This is a genomic window from Mesorhizobium sp. P2_D6 (genome assembly GCF_056404315.1).
Map to the genome: position 1 here is coordinate 453,444 of NZ_JBFUEG010000002.1, position 22,747 is coordinate 476,190.

Genomic DNA, 22,747 nt, shown 5'->3' on the forward strand with positions numbered 1-22,747 from the left:
CTTTAGTTCAAAAAGCGAGGCTTTTTTAGAACCGGACCCTGTCCTTATCGGGGCTGGTACACGAGCTTTCTTGCCGCCTGTTCCAAGGTCGTGCGATTGTTACCGCAGCTCCGGAGCAGGGATCGCGCCTCAGGCATTGTCAGCTGAAATTTCCTCGCGACGTGGGCGACTTCATATGCATCTTCGACTGAAGCGTGTTCGCGGTCGTGAGAGTTGCCTTTGTTTTTGTCGTCCATCATGGCCGTATCCTCCTGTTGAAAGGAACCAAAGCCTCGCCCAAAAGTTCCGATTTGCTTCTTTAGTGACAGCTAACGGAACCGAAACGACCATGTGATAACTATACAAATTCGAGTTGTTGGGGCGTTCCATGCGTAAGCGTGCCGGCGGGGTCCGGTTGGAGTTCATTCGGCCGTTGATGCCGACCCTCGTGGAGAAACCTCCAGAGGGCGATGCCTGGATTCACGAGGTCAAGTTCGACGGCTACCGTTCTCAGCTGATAATCGACGAGGACGGTACGCGCATCTACACCCGCCGCGGGCTCGACTGGACATCGAAATACCGCGACCTGGTGAAGGCGGGCAAGCTCGGCGTTGAGAGCGCTATCATTGATGGCGAGATTATCGTGCTGAACGATGCCGGACTGTCCGATTTCGTCGAACTGCGTAAAGCCATCACCCGCCGGCCACACGACCTCTATTTCGTAGCCTTTGACCTGCTGCATCTGAACGGCCACGACTTGCGCGATATGGTGCTGGAAGAGCGTCGCGAGATCCTGGCCAGCATGATCGAGCCGGGCAGTCGCATCCAGTTCAGCGAGCCTCTGCCAGGGGAGGCGAAGTCTATCTTTCACTTGGTTGACCAGGCAGGCCTTGAGGGCATTGTCTCAAAGCGCCGAGACAGCAAATATCGGAGCGGCCGCTCGACAGCGTGGCTGAAGATCAAGAGCTACATGGTGGCGGAATACGACTTGCTCGGCGTCGAGCGAGAGCCGGGCAAGCCGGCCTTCGCCCTGATGGCCGATCGGAAGACCGGGCAATATGTCGGCTCGGCCTTCATCAACTCGCGCGGTGCAATCCGGGACCGGCTATGGAAGCGCGTTCAGGAACACGCTGGACCGGCGCCCAAGGGCATGAAGCGGCCGGCGACGCAATGGGTCAAGCCTGGTCTGATCGGTCGTGTGAAGCATCTGCGTGGCGAGGAGGATCTACGCCACGCCTCGCTGCAGGACTTTCGCGAAGAATGAGCAAGCGTGGGAGTGATTTTCTCTATCATTGGATATCAGACCGCTTGCCTGACGATCCGATTGATGACCCGGTCTTGCTGGTGATCGACATGGCGGTGGACGCGAAACGGGAGGCGGAAACACAAGGCATTCCGGGCCAGGAGATCGATGAAGAAATTGGCCAGATTTTCGAAGCCATCATGCAGGGCCTGCGCTAACAAGCGCCACGCTTCGCCTGCAAGACTTCCGGGAGGAGTATCGATGCCTATCAGACGAAAAGCCGTGGATGCCGGCATTTTTGATCCTGACGAATTAGCCTTGCTGGCGCGAGTTTTCGCGCAGATGAAAACCCCTGACCAGTCAGCCGATTCTCAGAGCAGACTGGCCTCTCGGATAATCGCCAATTTTATGGCCGGCGTCGTTGACGAAGCGGAGCTGATTACTCTTTCAAGGCAACCTCTGGGCCGCTAATCGATGTCAAAAGCCTGGACGTTTCAACCGCTGATGGACGACAAGATGACGGTGACAGCTCACTGTCGCAATTCCGCGTGCCACCATAACCAGGCGCTCGACCTCGCCAAGCATCGCGATCGGTTCGGGCCAGATGCCCCAGCGATGGCCGATGACCTCACGCCGAAGCTTAAGTACGCCAAGTGCGGCGGTAAGAAGGTCGCCCTGATCTTTACCCCAGACACCAAGCCGAACGCCTACGGCAAGGCAAGCCAATGACGGAAACCAGCCAGCGCCAACCTATAGGCGGACGAGCGCTCACGAGATCGTAAAAACCGAAGAAAATTCCATTGAAACCTTGATCAAAGGGATTGTGAATCGCCCGTCACCATTTTGTTTCCCGCCCTTAGATGGGAGGTTGCACCATGGACAAGCGGGTTGTCTCAGTATCGGCCCTCGACTGCGATATCGTTCGCAGCGCCTTCAAAAAATCCGTCATCGAAGAGAGCATTCCCGAGCAGCGCTGGCGGGACACGCCGCGCTCTTGATCCGCGACTTTACGGGCTGCGATGACATCGAGCCCGCATGGCTGGAATGGATCACACGGAAGTAGGGGCCAGAATGCGGGCCTCTCGCACAAGCGACGACCAATTGTGCGGTCCAAGGAAGGCGATAAGCTCGCGTGCCTGTGCTTCGGTGATGCCGGTTTCGCTGACAAGACGGCGAGCAGCACCATCCGTCGCCGATGGCCTATTTTGCTCATCAACCATTTGTCGGATGTCCCTTCCGACTGACCTAACGGAACGCGAGGGACATGGTTCCGCTGGCGCTGTGGCTGCCTGCTCAATTGTGTTTTGACTATTTGGCTGCCCGGGCGCCTAAAATATCAGGTTCGCCCAACCGGGCGATCTAACTCAGGGAGGATGTTATGAAGATGAATCGACGTAATGCTCTCGCCCTTGGCGCCACCACTTTGGCGGCTCCGCTTTTGGTCGCAAAGCCCACTCCAGTATCGGCCAAAGCCTACGGTCCGACTGATGGCAAAGAGATTTTCCCTGGCGTTCGGCTGGTCGAACTGGGAACACGAGACTCCCATATCAAGGGGTACAAGACCGTCGCCATGGAAGACGTCGTCTATCAGCCAAAGGGATCTAGCCCGTTGGGGGATGTCATGATGGATGACATGGTGTGCACTATCACCGAAGGCGAGTTGCAGGTGACGGCCGGAGACAAGGAGTTCACGGCCAAGGAAGGCGACGTATGGAGCTGCGGCAAGGGTAGCACAAAGGAAGCTGCAACGAATAACGGAACCGTCGTTGCAGTCATGCGGGTGATTAACCTGAAGGCATAGGCAATATTAAGGGGATCGCGGGCGCGAGCATTTGCGTACCCGCAATTCCTTCGGTCATTTCCGCAACCTCACGCCGGCGCCGCCGCCATTCTCAGGGAAACTCGACGCCGGCCGCTTCTAGGGCGGCAGACCTCAATACCGAGAGCGTCGAGCTATTCGGCCGGTCTGAGCGCATGCAGGTCAGTTTTGTGAGGAACAAAGTGCGCTCTTGCGAGGTTAACATATTAGCGGAGGCTGATATGCTTGCGACTGTAGGCGCGGTGTTGGCTGCGAGGAATGACGACGCGGAAATTCTTGGGGTGCTTGATCTCACCAACCAAACGGAAGCCAAGCTCGGTGCCACTCGCCTCGGGGACGCCGTCCAGTTCGTCGCCAATGCGTCGGTGCTTGGATATGACGTCCACGCAGCGATGGTCTTCTATGGCGAACCGGGAACGCCAAGCCTGAGGGCAAAAGACTGCGAGCAGTTGTGGGCGCAATATGGTGCCGACCTGCTTCAGCCATAGGGGCGCCCGTCCGAAGCTGAAATGCGCCAAGTGCGGCAGCAAGAAAGTCGGCTTGATCTACTCGCCTGACACCACGCCGAACGCCTATCGCAAGCCAAGCCAATGACGCACAAGCCGGCAACAACCTACAGGCGGACGAGCGCTCACGAGATCGTAAAAAACCTTACATTAGAATTCCGTTGAAACCTTGATCAAAGGGATTATGAATCGCCCGTCACCATTTTGTTTCCCGCCCTTAGATGGGAGGTTGCACCATGGACAAGCGGGTTGTCTCAGTATCGGCCCTCGACTGCGATATCATTCGCAGCGCCTTCAAAAAATCCGTCATCGAAGAGAGCATTCCCGAGCAGCGCTGGCGGGAACACGCCGCGCTTCTGATCCGCACCTTTAAAGGTAGCGATGATGTCGATCCCGAGTTGCTAGACTGGATTTTGCGAAAGTAGCGCTACCCAGCCGTAGGGGAACGTGTCGAGAAGCGCTGCCTGCAGCCCACAGCGAGGCGCCAGGAGACCCATAGTTAGCTCGGGCTACATTAGATGATAAAACATTAGGACAAACTGATACAAACAGTCGCTTCTCACTGCGGAAATTAGGAACTACGTCACCCAAAATGATCCAAGCAGTAGGGATCAAGAAGTCTCTCTCAGGGTTTACTAATATGTGCAACCAGCAGAACGCTTGGTGGACGTAAAGCAACCACAAGGAGAGTGACATGGCTAGTTTCTTCAAGAGAACCGCCAGCGCATTGGCGAGTGGGGCAATGATTGCAGTTCTTAGCATGCCCGCCGGTGCCGACGGGATTGGTGTCGGCGCCGGTGCATCAGTCGGTGGTAGTGGCGGCATCAATGCCGGTGCTGGTGCATCGATTGGCGGCAGTGGTGGCGTAAACGCTGGCGCCGGGGCCTCGGTCGGCGGCTCAAGCGGAGTTAACGCCGGTCTCGGCGCATCGATTGGCGGCACCAGCGGCGTCAATGCTGGTGCGGGTGCAACAATCGGCGGCACCAGCGGTATTGCTGCCGGGGCCGGAGCGAACGTAGGCGGCACTGGCGGCATCACGGCTGGACTGGGCGCGACCGTCGGCGGCACCGGTGGTGTCGGGGTTGGTGTCGGTGTTGGCATAGGCGGCGTGCCAGGCACGCCTGGTACCCCTGGCACACCGGGCGTGCCTGGCACAACTGCACTTCCGGGTATTGTTGCCGACATGTCGAGCAGCCAGATCACTCGTATGAAGAAGCGCTGTGCGGACGTGCTTAGCAGCTCTGGTTCCTATGATCGCGACCTTCGGGAACTCTGCCTGTTGATCTCGCGACGCTGAGCGGTAAGCATCGCTGTACGGCTACGAACGCTCTCCTAGCCGTATGGCAAGCCCGCTGCCGAAAGGTGGCGGGCATTTTTGTTTCCTGTGTATTGGCGTGATAGCAGCGCCGTCAAGTGCGCTCGGAACTACATCCGATTTCGAGCGCGGCAAAGGAATCTGCGGCAACTGCAACCAGGCCTACGGCGATCCATGCAAAATAGCACGTGGCAGAGAATGCCGCGCCCTTTTCGATAGGTTGAAGCGCAAAGCAGGCGCGCTTTACGAGGCTGACATTCCAAGTGCAGCGACTCCAAAAGAAAAACCCGCCGACCAAAGTCAGCGGGCCATCTCCCTCGTACTACACTCCGATCCCAGGATTGGCCCCCGCCAACAACCTGGAGCCAGAGCGCTGACAAACATCATATGAGCTTGTCAAGAATTCGCTGTAGCGAACCGGCAACAGCGGGCAGAATTCACGGCTGGGATGAAAGCATGGCGCTCGCCGGATCCGGCTGGCGGGCTTTTAGGCGTGAATCACTGGGCTGGCTCTTGCTATCGTGCCGCAGAACCCCATTATCGATATTCCGGTGCTCCACCGGCTTCTGTCGATTTTGCCCGCCGGCTTCTACCGGCGGGCTTTTTTCAACCTGAAGGCAGACGGAACCGGAAATCCTGCGGAGTTTTACTCAGCAACCTGGCTTCACGGCTATGACGGTGTGCCTCTGGCCCGAATGGGCAACACCCACAAGGCACGAAATCGCAGTAGATCAGCCCGAATGAGACTCGTGGCTTGAAGACGTGCCTGTGCCAATTCGGGAGAGAAGCGGCGGCATCAGACTTGCAGATCCAAGATTGCCGGCTGACTCCGGTCCTGGTCGAAAATTTTGATCAGGTTTGTAGGCTCGCCGGGCTTGAGGTCGTGGGGGTCTTCGCCCGGCGGGTTTGCCAGCGCTATGGCGTTGACCCACATATTGAATTCGCCACAGGACGGAATTATTATCGCCAGTCACCATTTTGTTTCCAGCCCTTGGATGGGAGGTTGCACCATGGATAAGCTGGTTGTTCGGGTTTCGGCTTTCGACTGCGATGTGCTGCGCAGTGCTTTCAAAAATTCCGTCTTTGAAGATAATATTCCCGAGGACGAGTGGCGCGAATACGCGGCGCAGATGATCCGCGATCTCACCGGGAATGATACGGTCGATCCTGACTTGGTGGAATGGATCGTGCGAAGTATCCAGAATGCTAGAGTGGGCACATACTCAGCCCATGAAGCCGCCAGTTCCAGCTGATTTCGCCAACGACAACGGCAAGCCAGAAGATCACCTAGTAGCCGCCACGGCTGCCTTACACAAGGCTATGCAAGGGCTGGGCGCACCGGCTGATTTGCTGGTTGATGCCTTGGCCGTGAGCCGCCCGCAACGGGCCGGTCATTAAAATTGTTTGCAACCTGAGCCGGTATCGCTAGTTGTATTAGCGGCGGTCGATTTCCCTTGGGGAATGTAGCCGCTCCCATTGGGAAGCCCGCTGCCTGACCGCGCTGCGGGCTTCTCCATGTTGGCTTCATTCAGCCGTCATGAAGGTAGTGCTAATTTAGCTGACCGAAGGGGCGCCATCCTCCCATCGGCATTCCCGTTACCTCCCAAAGCCCGGCTTCAAGCTGGGCTTCTTTTTAGGTCTGAGAGGCTAACTTTGACCGGATATCATCGACGGCGTTTGCGATGGCATCTGCGGTGCTGCGATCTAGGGCCAACTCTAGGATGCCTTCGGTCGTCTGGATCGAAAGGACGCCTATAAGGCCGCTCTCGTCCTCCATGGTGCTGACACGAATCTCTGTCGGCACAAAAGGATGAGCCTTTGCGGTTCGGCGCATTGATAATCTATCTCCCCAAGCGGCGACAATCGCGCACCCTAGTGACGATTTCAAGCGTGCCGAAAGGCACTGGAAACCACGTGCCGTAACCGTTGATTCAACCATTGCTGGTATTAGGAGGGGTGTGGGAGCGGCTCCGACAGTGCGGCTTGGGTTGGGGCTGTCGGAGCCGCCTGCGCAGTCAGGTTAGGGTTTGACCGCGCCGTCCTATTTTGGGACGGCGCGGTCAATGATTCGTTAAAATGTTCCGGAACTAATTAAGCGCGTGCTAATTTAAGGCGTAAGCCCGGCGCGTACTCGATCGTTTGTGCTGAGTTGGCTTCTGCCGCAACGGCTCCGTTCCTCTCGGCCGTTGGAACGTCCTCACCAGTTCGACCGTACTGGCTTCTACCGTGACGCGCTCAAGTACCTGCACGGTAACGCGGCCAGAGTCCTCATCGACAAACACGACATCGCCCTCAAATCTCATCCTGTCGCCAGGCTTCGCCTTTGGGTCGATGATCGAACAGGGATTGTTGGCCGTGAGGATATGCAGGGTCACGCGCTCCTCGATACGCTTGCCCACCGTGGCGCCTCGCGTGGGACGGTCGCCATACCTTCGGCAAGTCGTGATGGTTCGTCGCTCATGCTGAAAAGATTCCACAATCCGGCTTGACGATCAAGGAATTGTTCCTTTTCTGTTCTCATGGCGCATGAACCGATCGATACGCTGGGCAAGGCAACCCGGCACAACATGCTTGTGAAAGCAGAATGTAGCTGTGGCAATGTTCGCTACTACCGTTCGGCCGATCTGATGATGGTGTAGGCAAACGACACGGCGCCGAGCCCACCGATGAGGGAGACTGTTTCTACAACTGCCCCCGCTGCGGCTGGTCGATCAACGCGACGCCCGGCAAGTGTTTTATCACGAAGTTCCGGGGCGCAAGCCGCTAGAGCCGGAGGACGGTGCGACGATTTTGCAGGTGAGACGGAAGGGCGAACACACGCAGCTAGGGAGCCAACGAGGCGCGATTTCCGCGCCCGCACCTCCTGCGCACCCACATCCATCTCCTTCGACCAGTCGCTCGACGCCGACCTTTTTATTTGTCGTCCTGTCGCTTTTCGATTTCATAGGTGAGCCACCGGCAGAACATACCGACGATCGAAGCCGCGCCGCCCCCCAGCAGGCAAGCGACCAGCAGCGGACTTTGCGAGGCGCTCGACCAACTAACGATCGCAAGCAGGACCACACTTGCGATGGAAATCAGATAGCCGACGCCCTTTAGCAGGTGCAAAGCAGCTCTCGTCATCCGCTTATCTCCATCAAGTCCAGCCTTCAGAATCAGGGCCCGCCTTCGGAACATTCTTCGTTGGCTGAAGTTCCATGCGGAGTCATCCGCGAAAGACAAGTTGATGCCCGACTATCTGAAACTGCCGACTACGACCAAAGGCCTCATACGCGTGGTGATCGAAACCCAGCGCGGCGCTGCCGCCAAAATGGCCTACGACCCGGCCATCCAGGCCTTTGCTTATGTCCGCCCACTGCCAGTCGGGATGACCTATCCCTACGATTGGGGCTTCATTCCTTCGACGCTCGGCGAGGACGGCGACCCGCTCGACGGGCTCGTCATCCACCAAGCGGCCACAGCCCCCGGCATCGTCATCAAATGCGATCTGCTGGGCGCCCTGCGGGTCAAGCAGAAGGACAAAGGCGGCGCGGCCTTGCGCAATGACCGCTATATCTTCTCCCCGCGCAAGGAGGACGCGGAAGATGAGCCGGTCGCCTACGAAGTGCCCGAGCATCTCAGGCGCGAGATCGAACAGTTCTTTCGCTCGTCGGTGTTGGAAACGGACAAAAAGATCGGGTTCAAGGGCTGGCAGGACGCCGCAGAAGCGCGCAAGTCAATCAAGAAGGGAATGAAAGCCTTTGCAGCCCGCAAATGACGATGGGCGGCGTCGGCGGCACTCGGGCAGCTCGCGGTCACTATCATCCAGAGCGACGACTAGCGACCGGCCAATCCCAGCATCTCAATCCTCTGTCGACGCGGGCTGATCTCAAGCGACCGGAATGAGGCTCACGCTGGTCCAGTCGATGAGCGAATCCAATGGTCGCAGCGAGGGGAAGCTGCTCGCGTCAAACCTACCGCCGAATTTCAAGTTCCGCCGCCCACAAAAAGGCCTGCCGGCTACCGCGGCGCCCAGACTTCGGGTGTTGCCTGCTGCGATTTCCCGCAGAGAGACGATCCCAACCCTTGAGGCCCGCTGGCTTACTATGACCGACCGCTTAACCGGAACCGTCCATTTTTAGTGATCCCATCGAAGCATGGACAACTACCAAGGGCGTCGTCGTGGCGGCGCCCGCCGGCACGGCCGCCGGCCCAATCCAGCACCAGCTGGGTGCGAAAGCCGTCATATTTGATCTCGTGCAGCCAGTCGTCGCTGATCGGGGCAACCTCGACCAGGATCGGTTCCTGCGGCATGATGAACCTCAGCCGCTCACCATCGCTTCGTGAGCTAAAATAGTTCCAAAACTGGAAATCGGCTTTTTGGTGCAACAAACATGTCAACCGGACGTTGCGGTGATCGCAGGAGGAATCGATATGGCCGACGACAAGAGCAAGCGAGATTCTCGCGATAGGGGTCGTGTTTCAGCCGACGACGATTATGAGGTTCAGTATTTCGCCAAGAAGGTCGGGATCACTCCCCAGCAGGTGAAGGACCTGATCGCCAAGCACGGGAACGATCGCGCGACGCTGGAGCGGGAAGCGAAGGCAATCGGAAAGCGATAGGTAAGCCAGCATGCCAGAATACCAAGTGGAAGAGTGGCATGGAGACGAGTGTGTCTCGTCTCATGCCACAAACGCCGATGATCCGATATCAGCGGTAGAGAAAGTCACTGGGCAACGGGTGTCGCCTCGAGCCCTTCAGGAATACTGGTTTCGTGTGGTCGATGAGGAGGCGAGAAGCACCCACGAATTCAGCCTCGAGGATGGCGTGCCCGGGGATTTCGCCAAATGACGAGAATTGCGGACCTTGGACCGGCTAAGCCCGGCCTTCACTAGAGAGGTCACCCAATGTTTTCCTTGCTGCGCGCGCTTCATGTCCACGCCGCAAAAGCAGGAGATGGGCTTCTGCCTGAATTCCTAAACATGTCTCCGTGGCCGCACGAAAAGCCCATGAATGAGAATTCAGTCGCCGCAGCGACTAGAAGCGAGCCTGACCCGCCGCCAGTCCGGACCGGAACCTCCCGGGCACGCGCGTGGTCAACGCGGAGATTCCGCCCGGGGAGATGACACACATGCCAGGACGCAAACCCAGTAGTGACCCCCACGCGGACAACCACCCTTATCAGCTCCAATTTTTCATGGAGAAGCACGGGCTTTCCGAGGACGCCGCTAAGGTCATTCTCGGCACGAACGGTCCATCAAGACATAGGTGCGACCACGCAGCAAAAGCCTATTTGCAGGCAGTGCACTTACGCGAAGCGCGGCTAAAACCTCCGGCGCCAAGCATCCGGGCGTGAAAAAAATTAGGGACTTGGACCCGCCTCCGTCGTTCCATCAGATCGGCACTACCGCGCCCTCGTTGTGAAATTCTGCAGAATTGTCACGGGGACCCTTCTTGCCGCGCTATTGCCTCTTCTTCCAGCGTCCGAAGCTTCTCCCGAATCTGCTCCGGCTCGGCATGCTCTAATCCGACGACATCGTTCCTTGTTTCCCTCAGCGAAACGATGATCTCATCAAGTTTCGCGTGGATAGCGGCTGTGTCGCGATAGCCTTGGATCAGGACCACTCCGGTAATCACAATGGCGGCCACGGACAATGCGTAAGTGATTACATTTGTCAGACCGAATGGCACCAGTGCCGTGCAAACGAGCATGGCTACCAGCATGACATAAAAACCCGGAGGGCGGGATAAAAAGTCGGCCAACGCAAAGAGGTAGCGGTTGAGATTCATATGCCCGTCTAGGTCAATTCGAGGAATCGGCGACGCCCGTTAACAGCTTGGACGGAGCGCTGCACGCGTCGAAACTTCCCAGCAAAGTTCGTGTTCCAGGAAAGCATAAAAGCCCGCCGGCGCGAGTCAGCGGGCTTGTCTCTTTTCAGTTGGGCCTATTTGCCCATCTGCATGGCCATTTTGCAGAAATCTGCGTGCGACTTCGCGACGGCTTCGTCGGCACACTCCTTCATAATTGCGGCGCGGTCGTCCGCACTCATGGCCGTCCACGCAGCTTTCGCATCCGCTTCCGACTTCATGGTCTTCATGCCGGCGTCGGTGAAGAAGGGAGACATTTTCGCCGGGTCATCGAGCGCAGAAGTGCCGGTGGAACTTCCGGCGAAGGCCGAACCGGTCATAAGAGCAAGCGATGCGCCGAGAACGAGCATTTTCGAGTTCATCAAAATTCCTCCTGAATTAGCTGCTTGAATGCAGCCGTGCTAATGCAATGCCGACTGGGAAAAAAGGTTTCCAAAAGAACCTGAAATTATAGCATTCGCTTCCGATGTGCGCCGAGCGCGGCTTGGCAGCGCGAGATCTTTCAGATTCCGACGGTGTTCGATCGTCAGATGGCGGCTTTAAGTTTTCGGAATCAGCAGATCGGCTAAAGCCGAGTAGCGAGTTTCGTTGAAGGCTTCGGTGAGATCGATTTCACTGATTCCTTCTGCCTCTGCGTCGGCAATAAGGCGGCGTGCCAGCTCCTCAATCTCTGTCTGGTCGCGGCCGGAGCAACCTTGAATCAGGTCGTGTTTCTCGACCCATTCATCCAAAAATTTCTAGGCACGCTGGAGGATCATGATAACAAGCCCTAAAACGGAAATGGCCCGCGCGTTCGATCGAGGCGGCGCGGGCCGGCCAAGATCCGCACCTTGGTCTGGGGGCAGTCCCGGGAAGAGCCTGCCGCCGTATCCTCAACATGACGGTAAACTCGTAATTCCTGCCTAACGCGAAAAAGCCCGCTGCCGGGAGCTCGACGCGCGGCAGCAGGCTCCGACCGTCCATGGAGTTACGGTCTACAGCGGATGGGAAAGCCGTTCCACTCCACTGCCTTATCGCAACATCGCCTATGTTCCAAGGTTCCCTACGCCGCACAAAAAGCCCGCCGGCCGAAGCCAGCGGGCAATTGGTCTGGAGTAGCTGGAGCGAGCCAGCAAAGGTCAACGAACTGCAGAGAGGTTGGTTGCGCCGCTACGCCGCGCGATGATCAGAACCGCATGAGGCCCATGCGTCTCCTGACGCCGATAACCCAGTGTTCGATGCCGACGAGATCCGATCCGTCAAACCATCATGTCACGTTGAGTCTCGCAAAATGCAACTCGTGCCGCCCACCAGACCTTATCGATTTCGAGGTAGACCGGACCTTCCTCCCAAGCCGTCCAGCCTTTGCCGGGCCGCTCCATAACCTCGCTGTCATCACATGCCGGTAGTGGGTCAGTCTGAAATTTGACGGGATGCAATATGCATTTCACATATCAGCCCGGCCTCCTATATGCTGACAGGAAGCATGGAGAGGTCCCTTGTCAATCGCACAGGACATCAATGACTTTCTGACCGGTCGAGCGCCGGCCGCGTTCTGTGACGATTGCATCACCGAGGCGCTTCACCTTCCCGCTCGCCAGCAATCCGCGCTGCGAACGGGAGCGCTGGGCACGACATCGGACTTCACGCGCCAGCTAGGCGGATGCTCCAACTGCGGAAACGAGAAACAGGTAATTCATGCCAACCGGACCTAAGCCCAAGCGCCCGCGCGATGCGAATCAGTTGGCAAAATCTATAGTCGACCTCGTAACAGGGAATACCGCTGAAGCTGTCGATGATGGCAAAGACCCGGCGGCCGTTAGCCTTGGTCGCCGGGGAGGTCTCAAGGGTGGCAAGGCGCGCGCCGACAAGCTTGATCAGGAGCAGCGGACGGAGATTGCGCGGAAAGCAGCGCGCGCACGTTGGGAGAAAAAATAACTAACCCACTCTCTTCGGAAACTGCACAACGTTCATCTTTTTGAGAACCGGCATCGCACGAGTGTCTGCCGTTTCTCCCGTAAGCGTACCAGGGTCTAGATCGCACATTTCCTCTACGTCCTTGGGGGAAAGAGGCAAAGCGTTCAATATTTGTGAGACTGACTGTTCGCCTTCGGAAAGAAGCATGTTGAAGCTGCGGCGCAGAATGCGAGGCCGCTCCTTTTCAATCTTCCCATCAAAAGGTTCCGCCTTGCGCCAACCGCGCCGGTTGTAATTGATCCATAGTCGTCTGACGTCATCATCCTCAATGATCCCGAGCGTTTCGCAGCGCTTGATCATTGCGCCAACGGAAACTCTCCACCGTTCCTTAAGAGCAAGCATAGCGTCGAGCGTCGGCGCCCACAGTTCGTCCGAAAATTCCTCGGCCGGGAGCAAAAGAGCCGAGGCAAAATAATGGGCCTGATCCTCCATAATTTTATAATCGCTGGCCGAATTGAGCCGCTTCGGGTCAACGTCGCCATGGCACACGAGATGGGCCAGCTCATGGGCTGCATCAAACCGTTGCCGAACAGCGCTAGCTTTATCCCGGCCGAGCATAACGAGCGGGATATGATAGTCTGACGACCATTGGGTGAACGCATCCAGCTTTTCTACTCCGACATGGATACGAGACACGATGATGCCGTTGTTCTCCATTTCGAGCAGCAAATCAGGCATAGGGCCAGACCCGATCCGCCAATGCTCGCGAACGGACGCCGCCGCAAAGTCGAGAAATTCGGTATCGATCTGGCGGAAGTCTTTCGGTACGTCGATCTTCGGCAAATCGAACTGCGGAAGTTCGAAAAACCCGGTCAGGTAGTCGATAATCTCCCGCATCCAAATCAGCCGAATTTCCGCACGCGAACGTGCGGCCTGAGTTGCGGTCGATCTGCCCCGCCAGAAGATCGGGTTCACTTCGTCCGTCCGCTGCCTAAGCATAAAATAGGACAACGGCATATTCAGCTTGTCAGCGATCAGCCCGAGCATTTCAGGACTAGGGCTCTGGCGACCATGCTCGTATTGCGAAACAGACTGCGGCGTGACGCCAATCAACTCGGCCAGTCCTGTTCCATTCAAACCACGAGCTTGCCGTGCTTCCGCCAATCGCGAACCGACAAATCCGGGTGTTCCGACTTTCATTTCTGTTCCTCGTCAGTGCCAGTCTTCTTGGGGGTCGGCCGCTTGAACGGAAGAATCGCGCGGTCTTCCCGGTTTTCGGCGGGCTTATAAGCCGAAAGGATTTCAGACAATGTCAATTCGACAGCCCACCCGGTCCAGTCGTCATAGGCGACATAGAATCCGATTGCTCCGAGCATTTGCTGGTCTTTGGAAAATTTCGTGCCAACGGGGCTGTGCAGCAAGATCCCGTTGATCGATTTCGGCGTGAGCAATTCCACCGGCTCGTCGCCGAGATCAAGACGGGATGCCCGCTTGAATTCGGCCATCTCGGCAAGCTGCTTGCGGAAACCGGCCGGACTCGGCATCTCCCCGCTGAATTTGACGTAGCTTTGGGTAAAACCCACTCGACCACGGGCAACGTACCCGTAAAAACACTGGTTCGTGCCAATCAACTTCGCAGATGCGGCGACGCCAGTTTCCCGAGCCGCTGCCATGACGGCATGTTCCATCTTGAAGTAGCGCTCTTGGAAAAGTTTCTGAGAGCGCTGCTCATCTAGCAGCGATGGATCGGACGCCACGATCCCGTAGGATGACCCGTAAGTGCCCTTCGCGCGGTCAAGAATGCGCTGCCAGGTCGCTTGGGGCATATCTTCGGTGATCGCGTTCAACACGAATTCCCGGTGATGGTCCTTCAATTCCATTTCGCCATTGATCTCCGCCGCATTTTCAGCATGATGGTCTTTTCATGCCAAAAAGTAAAGCGTCTTGCTGAATTCATTTGAATTCCTAAAGCGGTCATGCATAATGGTCAGTATGAAAAAGCTGGATACAAAGACGCGCGGGCAAATCTTGCACCTTCTCTGTGAGGGGCAGTCCATCCGGTCCATCACGCGAGTCCTTGGCGTGAGCAAGAACACCGTCGCGAAGCTGTTGGACGACGCGGGTGCAGTTTGTGCATCATATCAGGACCAAGCTTTCCGCAACCTGACCAGCCGCCGGGTGCAGGTCGATGAAATCTGGTCGTTCACCTACGCGAAGCAAAAGAACGTCGCCGCCGCCAAGGCTGCACCGGAAGGTGCTGGCGACACTTGGACATGGACGGCAATCGATGCCGACACCAAGCTTGTCATGTCTTGGCTGGTCGGCGGTCGCGACGGCGAATATGCGATGGCATTCATGGATGATCTTTCCCGCCGCCTCGCCAATCGCGTCCAGCTGACCAGCGACGGCCACAGGGCTTACCTAGAGGCTGTTGAAGGCGCTTTCGGTGGCGACATCGACTACGCCATGCTGATCAAGCTCTATGGCACTTCGCCGGACAGCGCCAAAGGTCGCTATAGCCCAGCCGAATGCACTGGCGCGAGGAAAGAGCGGATCGAAGGTAATCCGGACATCAAGCACGTCAGCACGTCATTTGCCGAGCGCCAGAATCTCACCATGCGGATGCATATGCGCCGCTTCACGCGCCTGACCAATGGCTTTTCAAAGAAGGTCGAAGCGCATGCCAATGCGGTTGCCCTGCACTTCATGTATTACAATTTTGTTCGTATCCATGCCACGTTGCGCATGACCCCTGCGATGGCCGCTGGCGTGACTGGCAAGCTTTGGGAGATTGGCGACATCGTTGCGCTGATCGAAGCTAAGGAAGCCGAACAGTCAGTGGTTCGCGGCCCTTACAAGAAGCGAATTGCTGGGTAACTGCGGCTATGATTAGCACCCACTAATATGCTATAGGCAAAATGGTGAGGGGCTAGTTCCATGAGGCAGGTGCTAGGACAAATTGCATTGGCGTGGCTTGTGCTACCCGGCGGCGATGCAGACGCCCATGATTGGTATACGGGCAAGACTGATCCCGTTATTCATTATGACTGCTGCGGAAACAAAGATTGCCGCCCCATCGATTCCAACGACGTCAGGCAGACTAAAGACGGCTATTTTGTCAGGCTGCACCCTACCTACCTGAATGAGCCACAAGAAACAGAGTGGTTTATCCCGAGAGAACGTGTCCAGGCTGCGCCTGATGATCGATACCACATCTGCGAGCGTCTAATGACGTTTTATCGAACGATCATTCCCCACATGAAGTTTGAGACCTACCAGAGATATAGGTGGACGTGCTTCTTCGCGCCGATGAGCACCGGTTCAATCCAGCCGGAATGAGACCCACTCCCGGCCTCTAGATTTCAAACTGACCCACTACCCACATGCCTCGGGATTCGACAATCTGCCTACAGATATCGCATTATCACAGCCCTTGTGGGGATAAGGGGGACTACAAAATGTCATTTCCAGACGGACATGACCGGCTTTGCGCGATCGAATGGCTGGTCCAGAGATTGGCTGTCGAGCACTGCTTGCGCACGCCCGATCCGATCGTTGCACATCTCAAGGCAGCCGGGGAGGACTATGGCACGCTGGTTTTCACCAGCGCCGTCAAGGCCGGCACCGCGGAAGGGATGACTGGACTGGATATCAGCACCGCACTAGCGCTCCTGGTCCAGAATATTCCAGACGATGTTCGTGCCCCGCTCGGCACCTAGATCGGCCATCTGGGGACTAGCTGTGGGATAACTCACCAAGTCATGGCCCGCGCATGCATTCTCTGCCAAGTTGCTATTTTGGACGGATCACGGTCTTGGACTGGTTGCAGCTACCGCAGACTCCTTTGCCGCGCTCGAAATCGGATATAGTTCTGAGCGCGCCAGTAATCTGCGAAACTTGAGCCGGAGTAACACTCGCCGCTTCCACGATGCAGTTGTCCCAGACGGCCATTGGCCTCCTAGTCGTAATCCAAGAATTGAAGCGGTGAGCAGCTCCATCCAACAACCATTACTGAAAACCCGCCGCCCCATTCACGGCAGCGGCGGGTCGATCCCGCTTTTTGGGCTGGACCTGCGGCAGGCGAATTTGAGGGAACTGCGCCTGCCGTCAGCACAAACCTTTGACGATCACTTACGTTCCGGATGCATGAGTCTTGGAACCTTACGCGATTTCTTCGTCGATTCCTTGACCCGGATGCCTTGGGTCATCGCGGGCCGGCCCTGAAGGTGAAAAGCCGTATCGCCGCCGACAGTAGAATGTGGCGCCGCCGGCAGAGAAAAGCATACGGATAAAGCCCCTGAGAACCGCATATTAGCAACCCCTTGACTAACCGGCAGGCCGCGCCAGACTCTTGGTATGGCTAGGGGCAGCTTTAAGGTAGGCGACGAGGTTGCCGTCACAGCGGTTGTGCGCGGTCGGGTGACACCCGATCGCATGAGCGTAACCATTCCTTCCTACGCCTTCCCACATTCAGTTGTCGATTCGTCTTCGAGGGCCGTCATCGGCCAGAACATGGAGTTGACCGGCAAGGTCACGCGCGTCGAGGGCGACAAAGTGACAATTAGCCTTCGGCCATTGGTGACTGTCGACGCTGAGCATGTTCGCCTGGTCGAGAGCTGTGTGACGCCGAAGCGGAAAACGCCGCTTGTCGATAAGGCGTAGGGCGAAAATGACCAAGCTGTCCGATCTCGGCCCACCAATCCCCGGTAAGCGACGCGGCGGGGAACCGACCGACAAGCGGCTAAAGCGGCCATTCTCGGCTACCGTTGCGATGCCGCAGAAGGGCCAGGAGCGGTCATTGACCAAGTATCTAGAACCTCTTCCGCCGGCTCGGGCGTTGTCGCCAAAGCCCTTGTTCTAAGATAAACCCGTCATGGAACTCTCGTCAGGGAGGATACAATGATCAAGCGGGGACGCATGTGGGTGATAAGGGCTTCGTGGGCCCTTTGGCTTTTTGCACTCCCCGCCCAGGCGAGCAACCTGGGTGATCTTGTCAGGAAGGGCGACGTCGCAGCGGTGACTTCTGCCTTGGACAAGGGCGCCGCCATCAACGAAATTGACGGTGTTACGGCGCTTTATATCGCCTGCGAAGCCGGAAATGTCGAGTTAGCGAAACTTCTGATCAATCGTGGGGCGGACGTTAACCTGCCCGTCAGTTGGCAAAGAACGCCACTCTACGCCGCCAACAAGGGTGGGCACGCCGACATCGTGAAGCTGTTACTCGATAATGGGGCCAATCCAAATCAGTTGGCGAAAGCTCAGACCCCATTGCACGTGGCTGCCGAGAATGGCTGCCTTCAGTGCGTCATCTATCTTGTGGATGCTGGAGCAGATGTCAATGCACTATCGAATGGAAGTCCGCCCATACATTTCGCCAAGCTCAGAGGTCACGACGACGTCGTGGCCTACTTGCACAGTCATGGCGCCGGACGGCCGGCCCTTGCGCCTATTTCGGCGCGACTTGCATCGGCAAGCGCTGAATCGGGCAAAGAAATTTTCGACAGAACGTGCGGGGCTTGTCATCTTGTAGTGCCGGGGGTCAAGAATCCCAGGCCCAATCTGTGGGGCATCGTAGGGCGGCGGAAGGCTTCGCAAAGCGATGTCCAGTATTCGTCAAGTCTAAAGGACGCTGGTGGCAATTGGACCTTTGAGGAACTCAATTTTTTTATCTCAAACCCGGCACTCACTTTGCCTGGAACAGCTATGGATTTCCCGGGTCTGCAGGACGAGAAACAGCGAGCAGACCTTATCGCTTACCTACGGACCTTGAGTGATACGCCGTTGCCGCTTCCCAACAATTGATTGCTCTCGTCTGGCGGGTTCTGTGATCCGCATGGCGGTTTGCCCTTCAAGCTGGCTTCGATCCGCATTTGGCTGCGCGCTTATGAGTCCACGCCCTAGACGGCCAATGGGCTGTGCAGGTCATGGAAAACGGCGCGGTCACTCAGCATCTTTTCGAGACCGAGACTTCGCGAGAAATTTTGCGGCTCGTCAGTGGATAAGGCTTAATCCCAAACCGGTTCTGCCGAAGAGCAGGCGAAAGCCAAAAGTGTAATCTCGTTCAGCCGTTGTTACGTGCCGCCACGTCGGAACAGGTTGTCAGCAGGCACGTTGCTCCAAGGCCTAACCTTGGAGAACACAAATGGACGACGACCTCCGCAGGAGACTTAAAGAACTCAGCGTCACTTTGCAAAATCGTGCGACAGAGCTCTCGCTAACCGGTGCTAGTGGCGACATAGCCATCCTCATGTCAGGAGTCGCGATCACACTTGAGGCTTTGCTCGTCGTAGCCGAAGAGGCTAGAACCCCACGCTCCGGCCCATCCGTCGCGCCTGACGCCGGATAAACATCTCCTAGGCCTGGAGAGGTTCAACCGATGGCTATTACCGAGTGCTGAAGGCCGCCAGCCTTGCGTTAGCAGCCGGCTCGCAGGAGCAAGGAACAAAGGGAACCGCTTGCCTACTCTTCTGCCTCCTTCAGCGCGTCACCGTGCGCCTGCTGTTCGCGCTCCCATCTTTGGCTCTCGTTGGCTTCCTCTTTGTCCAGCTCCTCTCGTCGCTGTCTGATGGAGTTCGTCGTGCTCTCATGGCGGCTACGAGCGCGCGCGAACGCGGCATTAGCCTTGGCGATCATCCGCTCGCGTTGCTTCTTCGCACGCTCGCTCCTGGCCTCCGCCTTTGCGCGATCCAGGGCCTCATGTTTTCTTTCCCTTTCGAGAGCGGCCGCCGCGTTCCGTTTCGCTTTCTCGTCGGATTTCATGTCGACTTGCTTGCTGGTGTCCGCGCGCTGCGCCCGACCCTGCGGAGCCCGCTGGACCCCCTCGAGTGCTTTCGGAAGCACAGCCTTTTCAGTGAATTTCCCATGCGATCCGACCGGCCGCCGCAACACGACGCCTGGTGCGGCCATTGTTGCCTCGACCACTTTGGGGTCTTCTGTCGGTTTCGCGAATCCGCGTTTAAAGATGTCGGGGTCGGCACCCCAGGCCTCTGCGGCAGCTTTCATCGATGGTGCTGCGACGGCAAGGTCAAAGAAGCCGATCGAGGTTTGATAGACCTTTAGTTTCTTCGCCATCCGATAGAGACCTTCTGGATTGCGCTTTGAATGGACCTTTGCGCACCGGAGGCAAATAGTGAAACACTGCTAGAGGCGCAGAGCAACCGATGGTATCGCCTCGGTCAATGGCTGCCCATCAGCCGGCCCGGTTCGAAGCCGCGGAGCCACGACAAAAGCATTGGCGAACGTCTACTCAAAGCACTTCGCCTAGCTGCTAATCCGATACGGGATCGTCTTTGGACGCGGCGAGCTCTCCGACATGGTTCCCGACATCAAGACTGGTTACGCCAGGGTAGTTGAGAAGCGATCGAAAAAGACAGTCGTCTACTCCGTAGGATCGATCGCCTCAGCGAACGGATCTACGTTCTGTCGGGCGGCCATCGCATCATAACATTGTGGCTAACTAAACGGCGTGCGGCCATCGCGGGGAAACGCGCCCATTAAGCGCCAAACGGCTTGGCTCAAGTTCGATCCTGAACGACCGCAAAGGGCCGTTAGCGGAAAGGCGGCTTTTGGCGTCGGAAGAACGATAGCGGACGCAACTGTGAGAAGAACTGATGCCTTGGCCTGACCCAAACGAGCCATTCCGGCAGGCAAGCTCGAATGTCTCGAATGTGGTGAATACGACATTGGCAAAACCTCGCCATATCAGCCGTCGATGAAAGCGCGGAAAGAGGGGATTTGCTGAGCGCCGGTGAGGTCGGTTTCCTTTCAGAACAACTGATACTATGATCTTGCGGGGCCAGGCCAACAATGGACCGCAAGCTTGCCGCGATTCTCGCCGCCGATGTCGTGGGCTATTCGGCTCTGATGGAGCGCGATGAGGCCGGCACGTTCGAGCGCCTTCGTGCCGGACGCAAGGAACTGTTTGAACCCGAAATTGCACGCCACCATGGCCATATCTTCAAGCTGATGGGCGACGGGATGTTGGCCGAGTTCGGCAGCGTCGTCGATGCCGTCGAATGTGCGGCGTCGCTGCAGCGCGGGCTTGGCGAGCGCAACGCTTCGCTTCCCGAAACCGAGCAGATTCACGTGCGGATCGGCATCAACCTCGGCGAGGTGATCGTCGAGGGCGAGGACCGGTATGGTGGCGGGGTCAACATCGCAGCCAGGCTTCAGCAACTGGCGGAACCCGGCGGCATCTGCGTGTCGGGAAAAGTGGCCAAGGAGGTGGAGAGGAAACTGGCTTTCGCCTTCGAGCCGATGGGCGAGCAGAGGGTCAAGAACATTGCCGAACCAGTTCAGACCTATCGCGTGGTGCTTGATCCAGCGGCAGCGGGCACGACCCTCAAAGCTCGCCGCCTGCCGCGCGCCTGGCGCCTTCCGGTAGCGGCGGCTGTTCTCATCCTGGCCCTCGGCCTTGCCGCGGCATGGTGGCAGCCGTGGGAGAGGCCTGCGCAACCTGCTGCGCCCGCGGCCAGCGAGGCGGTAGATGCCCGGCCGTCGCTCGTAGTCCTGCCCTTCGACAGTCTCAGCGACGACAAGGAACAGGAATATCTCGCCAACGGCTTCACCGAGGACCTGACGACCGAACTGGCGCGCGTGCCCGGCCTTTTCGTCGTCTCCCGCAACGCGGCCTTTGCCTACAAGGACAAGGACACGAAGCCGGCGGAGATTGCTGCGGCATTGGGCGTCCGCTATCTGCTGGAGGGTTCGATTCGCCGCGTCGGCGGCGACATGCGCATCAATGCGCAACTGATCGACAGCTCGACATCCGGACATCTCTGGGCGGAGCGCTTCGACGGCCGGTGGGCGGACGTGTTCGCGCTGCAGGACAAGGTCGTCGGCAGCATTGCCGGCGCGCTCCAGCTCCGCCTGTTGAGCGTCGCGCCGGCCGCCCGCGCGGGAGGCACAAACAATCCCGAGGCCTATGATGTCTATCTCAAAGGGATGGACATCTATAACCACATCAACACCCCCGAGGAGTTTGCGCAGGCTGTGAAGCATTTCCAGCACGCGGTGCAACTCGACCCCGATTTCGGCGCGGCTCATGCCCAACTCGCCTGGGCCTATTGGGACGCGGACATCGACCGGGCCGTGGTGATGGGGCTCACGCGAGCCGAGGCCTATGACAAAGTCCACGAAACCCTGGAGCTCGCCGCCCGACATCCTTCGCCGGGTTATTATCAACTGGTCGCCGAGTTGATGGTCAGGGAGCACAACTCGGACGAAGCAGTCAGCGTTCTTCTGAAATCGGTGGCGCTCGATCCTAGCGATTCCTGGAATTATCTCTCGCTGGCCAATGCCCTGAATTTCAACGGCCGGCCGAAGGAAGCGCTGAGCTATCTCGATGCGGCTGCGCGCGTCGACCCGATCTCGTGGATGGACTACAGGCGCTACCAGGCCGGACTGGCCGAGTTCGGTCAAGGGAAATTCGAGGGCGCGGTTCGCTCCATCGGGAAGATGGACCTTGCTTCGCCCGATCCACCGGCCAACTTCTATGCCCTGCAAGTCCTTGTTTCGGCCTATGGGCATCTTGGGCGCACCGACCAGGCCGCGGCCGCCTTGGAAATGTTTAGGAAGGTTGTTGCGCGCAGAATGGAATACGGGGCGAGCCAGTTGATCACCCAGGACTACATGGTGTTCAAGAATGCGGCCGATATCGAACGCCTTTTGGCCGGCCTGACCAAGGCAGGTGTGCCCGATTTGCCGGCATTGGCAAGTGCAGGCATGAATCCGAAGGACCGGCTCACAGGCGCGGAAATAAGGTCTCTCATGTTCGGCCACGAAACGCGCGGAAGATTGGCGTTTGACAAGTTCCTGCCTATGCAGCGCACGACCTCCGTCGACGGCGCCGTCAGCGAGACCATTGGCCAAAGGACCCGCTCAGGAACCTCGTGGGTGCAAGGCAATTTCTTGTGCAATGCCTTTCCGGTAGAGCTGACAAGCTGTGGAGCAATTTATCGCAATGTGTTCAGGACGCCGGGGCGCGACGACGAATACAAGGCCGTTTACCGCTGGGACCAGTTCGAATTTTCGGTCGTCAAGTGAACTCCCAAATGCCGCGAAGGCCGAAAGTCTGCTTGCGGGATATACATGCGACCTTGTTCGCCATAACCGCAAACGACCGGAATTGGCGCAAAGCTGC

The 22,747-nt window shown here is 57.6% G+C and carries 29 protein-coding genes; 20 read left to right on the forward strand and 9 right to left on the reverse strand.

The genetic code is table 11. The annotated features are described in order from the left end of the window. Positions 1-367: 367 nt before the first annotated feature. From AC1D1L_RS05320 to AC1D1L_RS05365, 10 genes are all read left to right on the forward strand, one after another. On the forward strand, positions 368-1,243 hold the full coding sequence (locus tag AC1D1L_RS05320) for an ATP-dependent DNA ligase (protein WP_477339764.1): 876 nt from the start codon (positions 368-370) through the stop codon (positions 1,241-1,243). Beyond that, positions 1,240-1,440 carry a hypothetical protein gene (locus tag AC1D1L_RS05325; protein ID WP_477339408.1) on the forward strand — a complete coding sequence of 67 codons (201 nt, stop codon included), beginning with the start codon at positions 1,240-1,242 and terminating at the stop codon, positions 1,438-1,440. Before AC1D1L_RS05320 ends, AC1D1L_RS05325 begins: the two co-directional genes overlap by 4 nt. Before the next feature lie 43 nt (positions 1,441-1,483). Further along, positions 1,484-1,693 carry a hypothetical protein gene (locus tag AC1D1L_RS05330; RefSeq protein WP_477339410.1) on the forward strand — a complete coding sequence of 70 codons (210 nt, stop codon included), beginning with the start codon at positions 1,484-1,486 and terminating at the stop codon, positions 1,691-1,693. A 33-nt stretch (positions 1,694-1,726) separates the two neighbouring features. After that, positions 1,727-1,951 (forward strand): hypothetical protein, encoded by a 225-nt coding sequence (locus tag AC1D1L_RS05335; RefSeq protein WP_477339412.1) that lies wholly within the window; start codon positions 1,727-1,729, stop codon positions 1,949-1,951. Positions 1,952-2,097: 146 nt separating this feature from the next. Continuing rightward, positions 2,098-2,220, forward strand: a complete 123-nt coding sequence (locus tag AC1D1L_RS05340; protein ID WP_477339414.1) for a hypothetical protein — start codon at positions 2,098-2,100, stop codon at positions 2,218-2,220. 380 nt (positions 2,221-2,600) lie between these two features. Further along, a complete protein-coding gene (locus AC1D1L_RS05345) occupies positions 2,601-3,023 on the forward strand; it encodes a hypothetical protein (RefSeq protein ID WP_477339415.1) in 423 nt (140 codons plus the stop codon). A 239-nt stretch (positions 3,024-3,262) separates the two neighbouring features. Then, positions 3,263-3,529 (forward strand): hypothetical protein, encoded by a 267-nt coding sequence (locus AC1D1L_RS05350; protein WP_477339417.1) that lies wholly within the window; start codon positions 3,263-3,265, stop codon positions 3,527-3,529. Between the two features lie 254 nt (positions 3,530-3,783). Beyond that, positions 3,784-3,972, forward strand: coding sequence for a hypothetical protein (locus AC1D1L_RS05355; protein WP_477339419.1), 189 nt, complete (start codon positions 3,784-3,786; stop codon positions 3,970-3,972). A 269-nt stretch (positions 3,973-4,241) separates the two neighbouring features. Then, on the forward strand, positions 4,242-4,844 hold the full coding sequence (locus tag AC1D1L_RS05360) for a hypothetical protein (protein ID WP_477339421.1): 603 nt from the start codon (positions 4,242-4,244) through the stop codon (positions 4,842-4,844). Positions 4,845-5,872: 1,028 nt separating this feature from the next. Beyond that, the gene (locus AC1D1L_RS05365; protein WP_477339423.1) at positions 5,873-6,115 is read left to right on the forward strand and encodes a hypothetical protein; all 243 of its coding nucleotides are present in this window, start codon (positions 5,873-5,875) and stop codon (positions 6,113-6,115) included. Positions 6,116-6,964: 849 nt separating this feature from the next. Here the strand turns inward: AC1D1L_RS05365 and AC1D1L_RS05370 are convergent. Together AC1D1L_RS05370 and AC1D1L_RS05375 are read right to left on the reverse strand one after the other, a co-directional pair. Then, positions 6,965-7,261 carry a hypothetical protein gene (locus tag AC1D1L_RS05370; RefSeq protein ID WP_477339425.1) on the reverse strand — a complete coding sequence of 99 codons (297 nt, stop codon included), beginning with the start codon at positions 7,259-7,261 and terminating at the stop codon, positions 6,965-6,967. A gap of 514 nt (positions 7,262-7,775) precedes the next feature. Beyond that, positions 7,776-7,985, reverse strand: coding sequence for a hypothetical protein (locus tag AC1D1L_RS05375; protein WP_477339427.1), 210 nt, complete (start codon positions 7,983-7,985; stop codon positions 7,776-7,778). Between the two features lie 103 nt (positions 7,986-8,088). On the opposite strand from AC1D1L_RS05375, the gene AC1D1L_RS05380 reads away from it, so the two are divergent. Then, the gene (locus tag AC1D1L_RS05380) at positions 8,089-8,619 is read left to right on the forward strand and encodes an inorganic diphosphatase (protein WP_477339429.1); all 531 of its coding nucleotides are present in this window, start codon (positions 8,089-8,091) and stop codon (positions 8,617-8,619) included. Positions 8,620-8,945: 326 nt separating this feature from the next. Here the strand turns inward: AC1D1L_RS05380 and AC1D1L_RS05385 are convergent, their stop codons facing one another. Continuing rightward, entirely contained in the window at positions 8,946-9,155 is a 210-nt protein-coding gene (locus AC1D1L_RS05385) for a hypothetical protein (protein ID WP_477339430.1), read from the reverse strand. A 120-nt stretch (positions 9,156-9,275) separates the two neighbouring features. Here AC1D1L_RS05385 and AC1D1L_RS05390 point away from each other — a divergent pair, with 120 nt between their 5' ends. Further along, positions 9,276-9,464, forward strand: a complete 189-nt coding sequence (locus tag AC1D1L_RS05390) for a DUF3606 domain-containing protein (protein ID WP_477339432.1) — start codon at positions 9,276-9,278, stop codon at positions 9,462-9,464. Between the two features lie 817 nt (positions 9,465-10,281). Here AC1D1L_RS05390 and AC1D1L_RS05395 read toward each other — a convergent pair. The 5 genes from AC1D1L_RS05395 to AC1D1L_RS05415 form a co-directional block, all read right to left on the reverse strand. Continuing rightward, on the reverse strand, positions 10,282-10,632 hold the full coding sequence (locus AC1D1L_RS05395; protein WP_477339434.1) for a low affinity iron permease family protein: 351 nt from the start codon (positions 10,630-10,632) through the stop codon (positions 10,282-10,284). A 155-nt stretch (positions 10,633-10,787) separates the two neighbouring features. Continuing rightward, positions 10,788-11,072 (reverse strand): hypothetical protein, encoded by a 285-nt coding sequence (locus AC1D1L_RS05400; RefSeq protein ID WP_183459484.1) that lies wholly within the window; start codon positions 11,070-11,072, stop codon positions 10,788-10,790. 177 nt (positions 11,073-11,249) lie between these two features. Beyond that, positions 11,250-11,441: a hypothetical protein gene (locus tag AC1D1L_RS05405; RefSeq protein WP_477339437.1), complete on the reverse strand. Its 192-nt coding sequence runs from the start codon at positions 11,439-11,441 to the stop codon at positions 11,250-11,252. Positions 11,442-12,627: 1,186 nt separating this feature from the next. Then, positions 12,628-13,806, reverse strand: coding sequence for a helix-turn-helix domain-containing protein (locus AC1D1L_RS05410; protein WP_477339439.1), 1,179 nt, complete (start codon positions 13,804-13,806; stop codon positions 12,628-12,630). After that, complete coding sequence (locus AC1D1L_RS05415) at positions 13,803-14,486, reverse strand: hypothetical protein (RefSeq protein WP_477339441.1); 684 nt, start codon at positions 14,484-14,486, stop codon at positions 13,803-13,805. Before AC1D1L_RS05415 ends, AC1D1L_RS05410 begins: the two co-directional genes overlap by 4 nt. A gap of 112 nt (positions 14,487-14,598) precedes the next feature. Between AC1D1L_RS05415 and AC1D1L_RS05420 the strand changes: the two genes are divergently transcribed. From AC1D1L_RS05420 to AC1D1L_RS05450, 7 genes are all read left to right on the forward strand, one after another. Next, positions 14,599-15,483, forward strand: a complete 885-nt coding sequence (locus AC1D1L_RS05420) for an IS1 family transposase (protein WP_477339443.1) — start codon at positions 14,599-14,601, stop codon at positions 15,481-15,483. 60 nt (positions 15,484-15,543) lie between these two features. Beyond that, entirely contained in the window at positions 15,544-15,945 is a 402-nt protein-coding gene (locus tag AC1D1L_RS05425; protein WP_477339445.1) for a hypothetical protein, read from the forward strand. Positions 15,946-16,064: 119 nt separating this feature from the next. Then, complete coding sequence (locus AC1D1L_RS05430) at positions 16,065-16,325, forward strand: hypothetical protein (protein WP_477339447.1); 261 nt, start codon at positions 16,065-16,067, stop codon at positions 16,323-16,325. A 265-nt stretch (positions 16,326-16,590) separates the two neighbouring features. Continuing rightward, entirely contained in the window at positions 16,591-16,830 is a 240-nt protein-coding gene (locus AC1D1L_RS05435; RefSeq protein WP_477339449.1) for a hypothetical protein, read from the forward strand. 210 nt (positions 16,831-17,040) lie between these two features. Beyond that, on the forward strand, positions 17,041-17,268 hold the full coding sequence (locus AC1D1L_RS05440; RefSeq protein WP_477339451.1) for a hypothetical protein: 228 nt from the start codon (positions 17,041-17,043) through the stop codon (positions 17,266-17,268). Positions 17,269-17,505: 237 nt separating this feature from the next. After that, entirely contained in the window at positions 17,506-18,408 is a 903-nt protein-coding gene (locus AC1D1L_RS05445) for an ankyrin repeat domain-containing protein (protein ID WP_477339452.1), read from the forward strand. Positions 18,409-18,748: 340 nt separating this feature from the next. After that, a complete protein-coding gene (locus AC1D1L_RS05450) occupies positions 18,749-18,952 on the forward strand; it encodes a hypothetical protein (RefSeq protein ID WP_436258555.1) in 204 nt (67 codons plus the stop codon). A 113-nt stretch (positions 18,953-19,065) separates the two neighbouring features. Here AC1D1L_RS05450 and AC1D1L_RS05455 read toward each other — a convergent pair whose 3' ends face one another. Beyond that, positions 19,066-19,677 carry a cell envelope biogenesis protein TolA gene (locus tag AC1D1L_RS05455; RefSeq protein ID WP_477339454.1) on the reverse strand — a complete coding sequence of 204 codons (612 nt, stop codon included), beginning with the start codon at positions 19,675-19,677 and terminating at the stop codon, positions 19,066-19,068. A 735-nt stretch (positions 19,678-20,412) separates the two neighbouring features. On the opposite strand from AC1D1L_RS05455, the gene AC1D1L_RS05460 reads away from it, so the two are divergent. Further along, positions 20,413-22,650: an adenylate/guanylate cyclase domain-containing protein gene (locus AC1D1L_RS05460; RefSeq protein WP_477339456.1), complete on the forward strand. Its 2,238-nt coding sequence runs from the start codon at positions 20,413-20,415 to the stop codon at positions 22,648-22,650. Positions 22,651-22,747 lie beyond the last annotated feature (97 nt).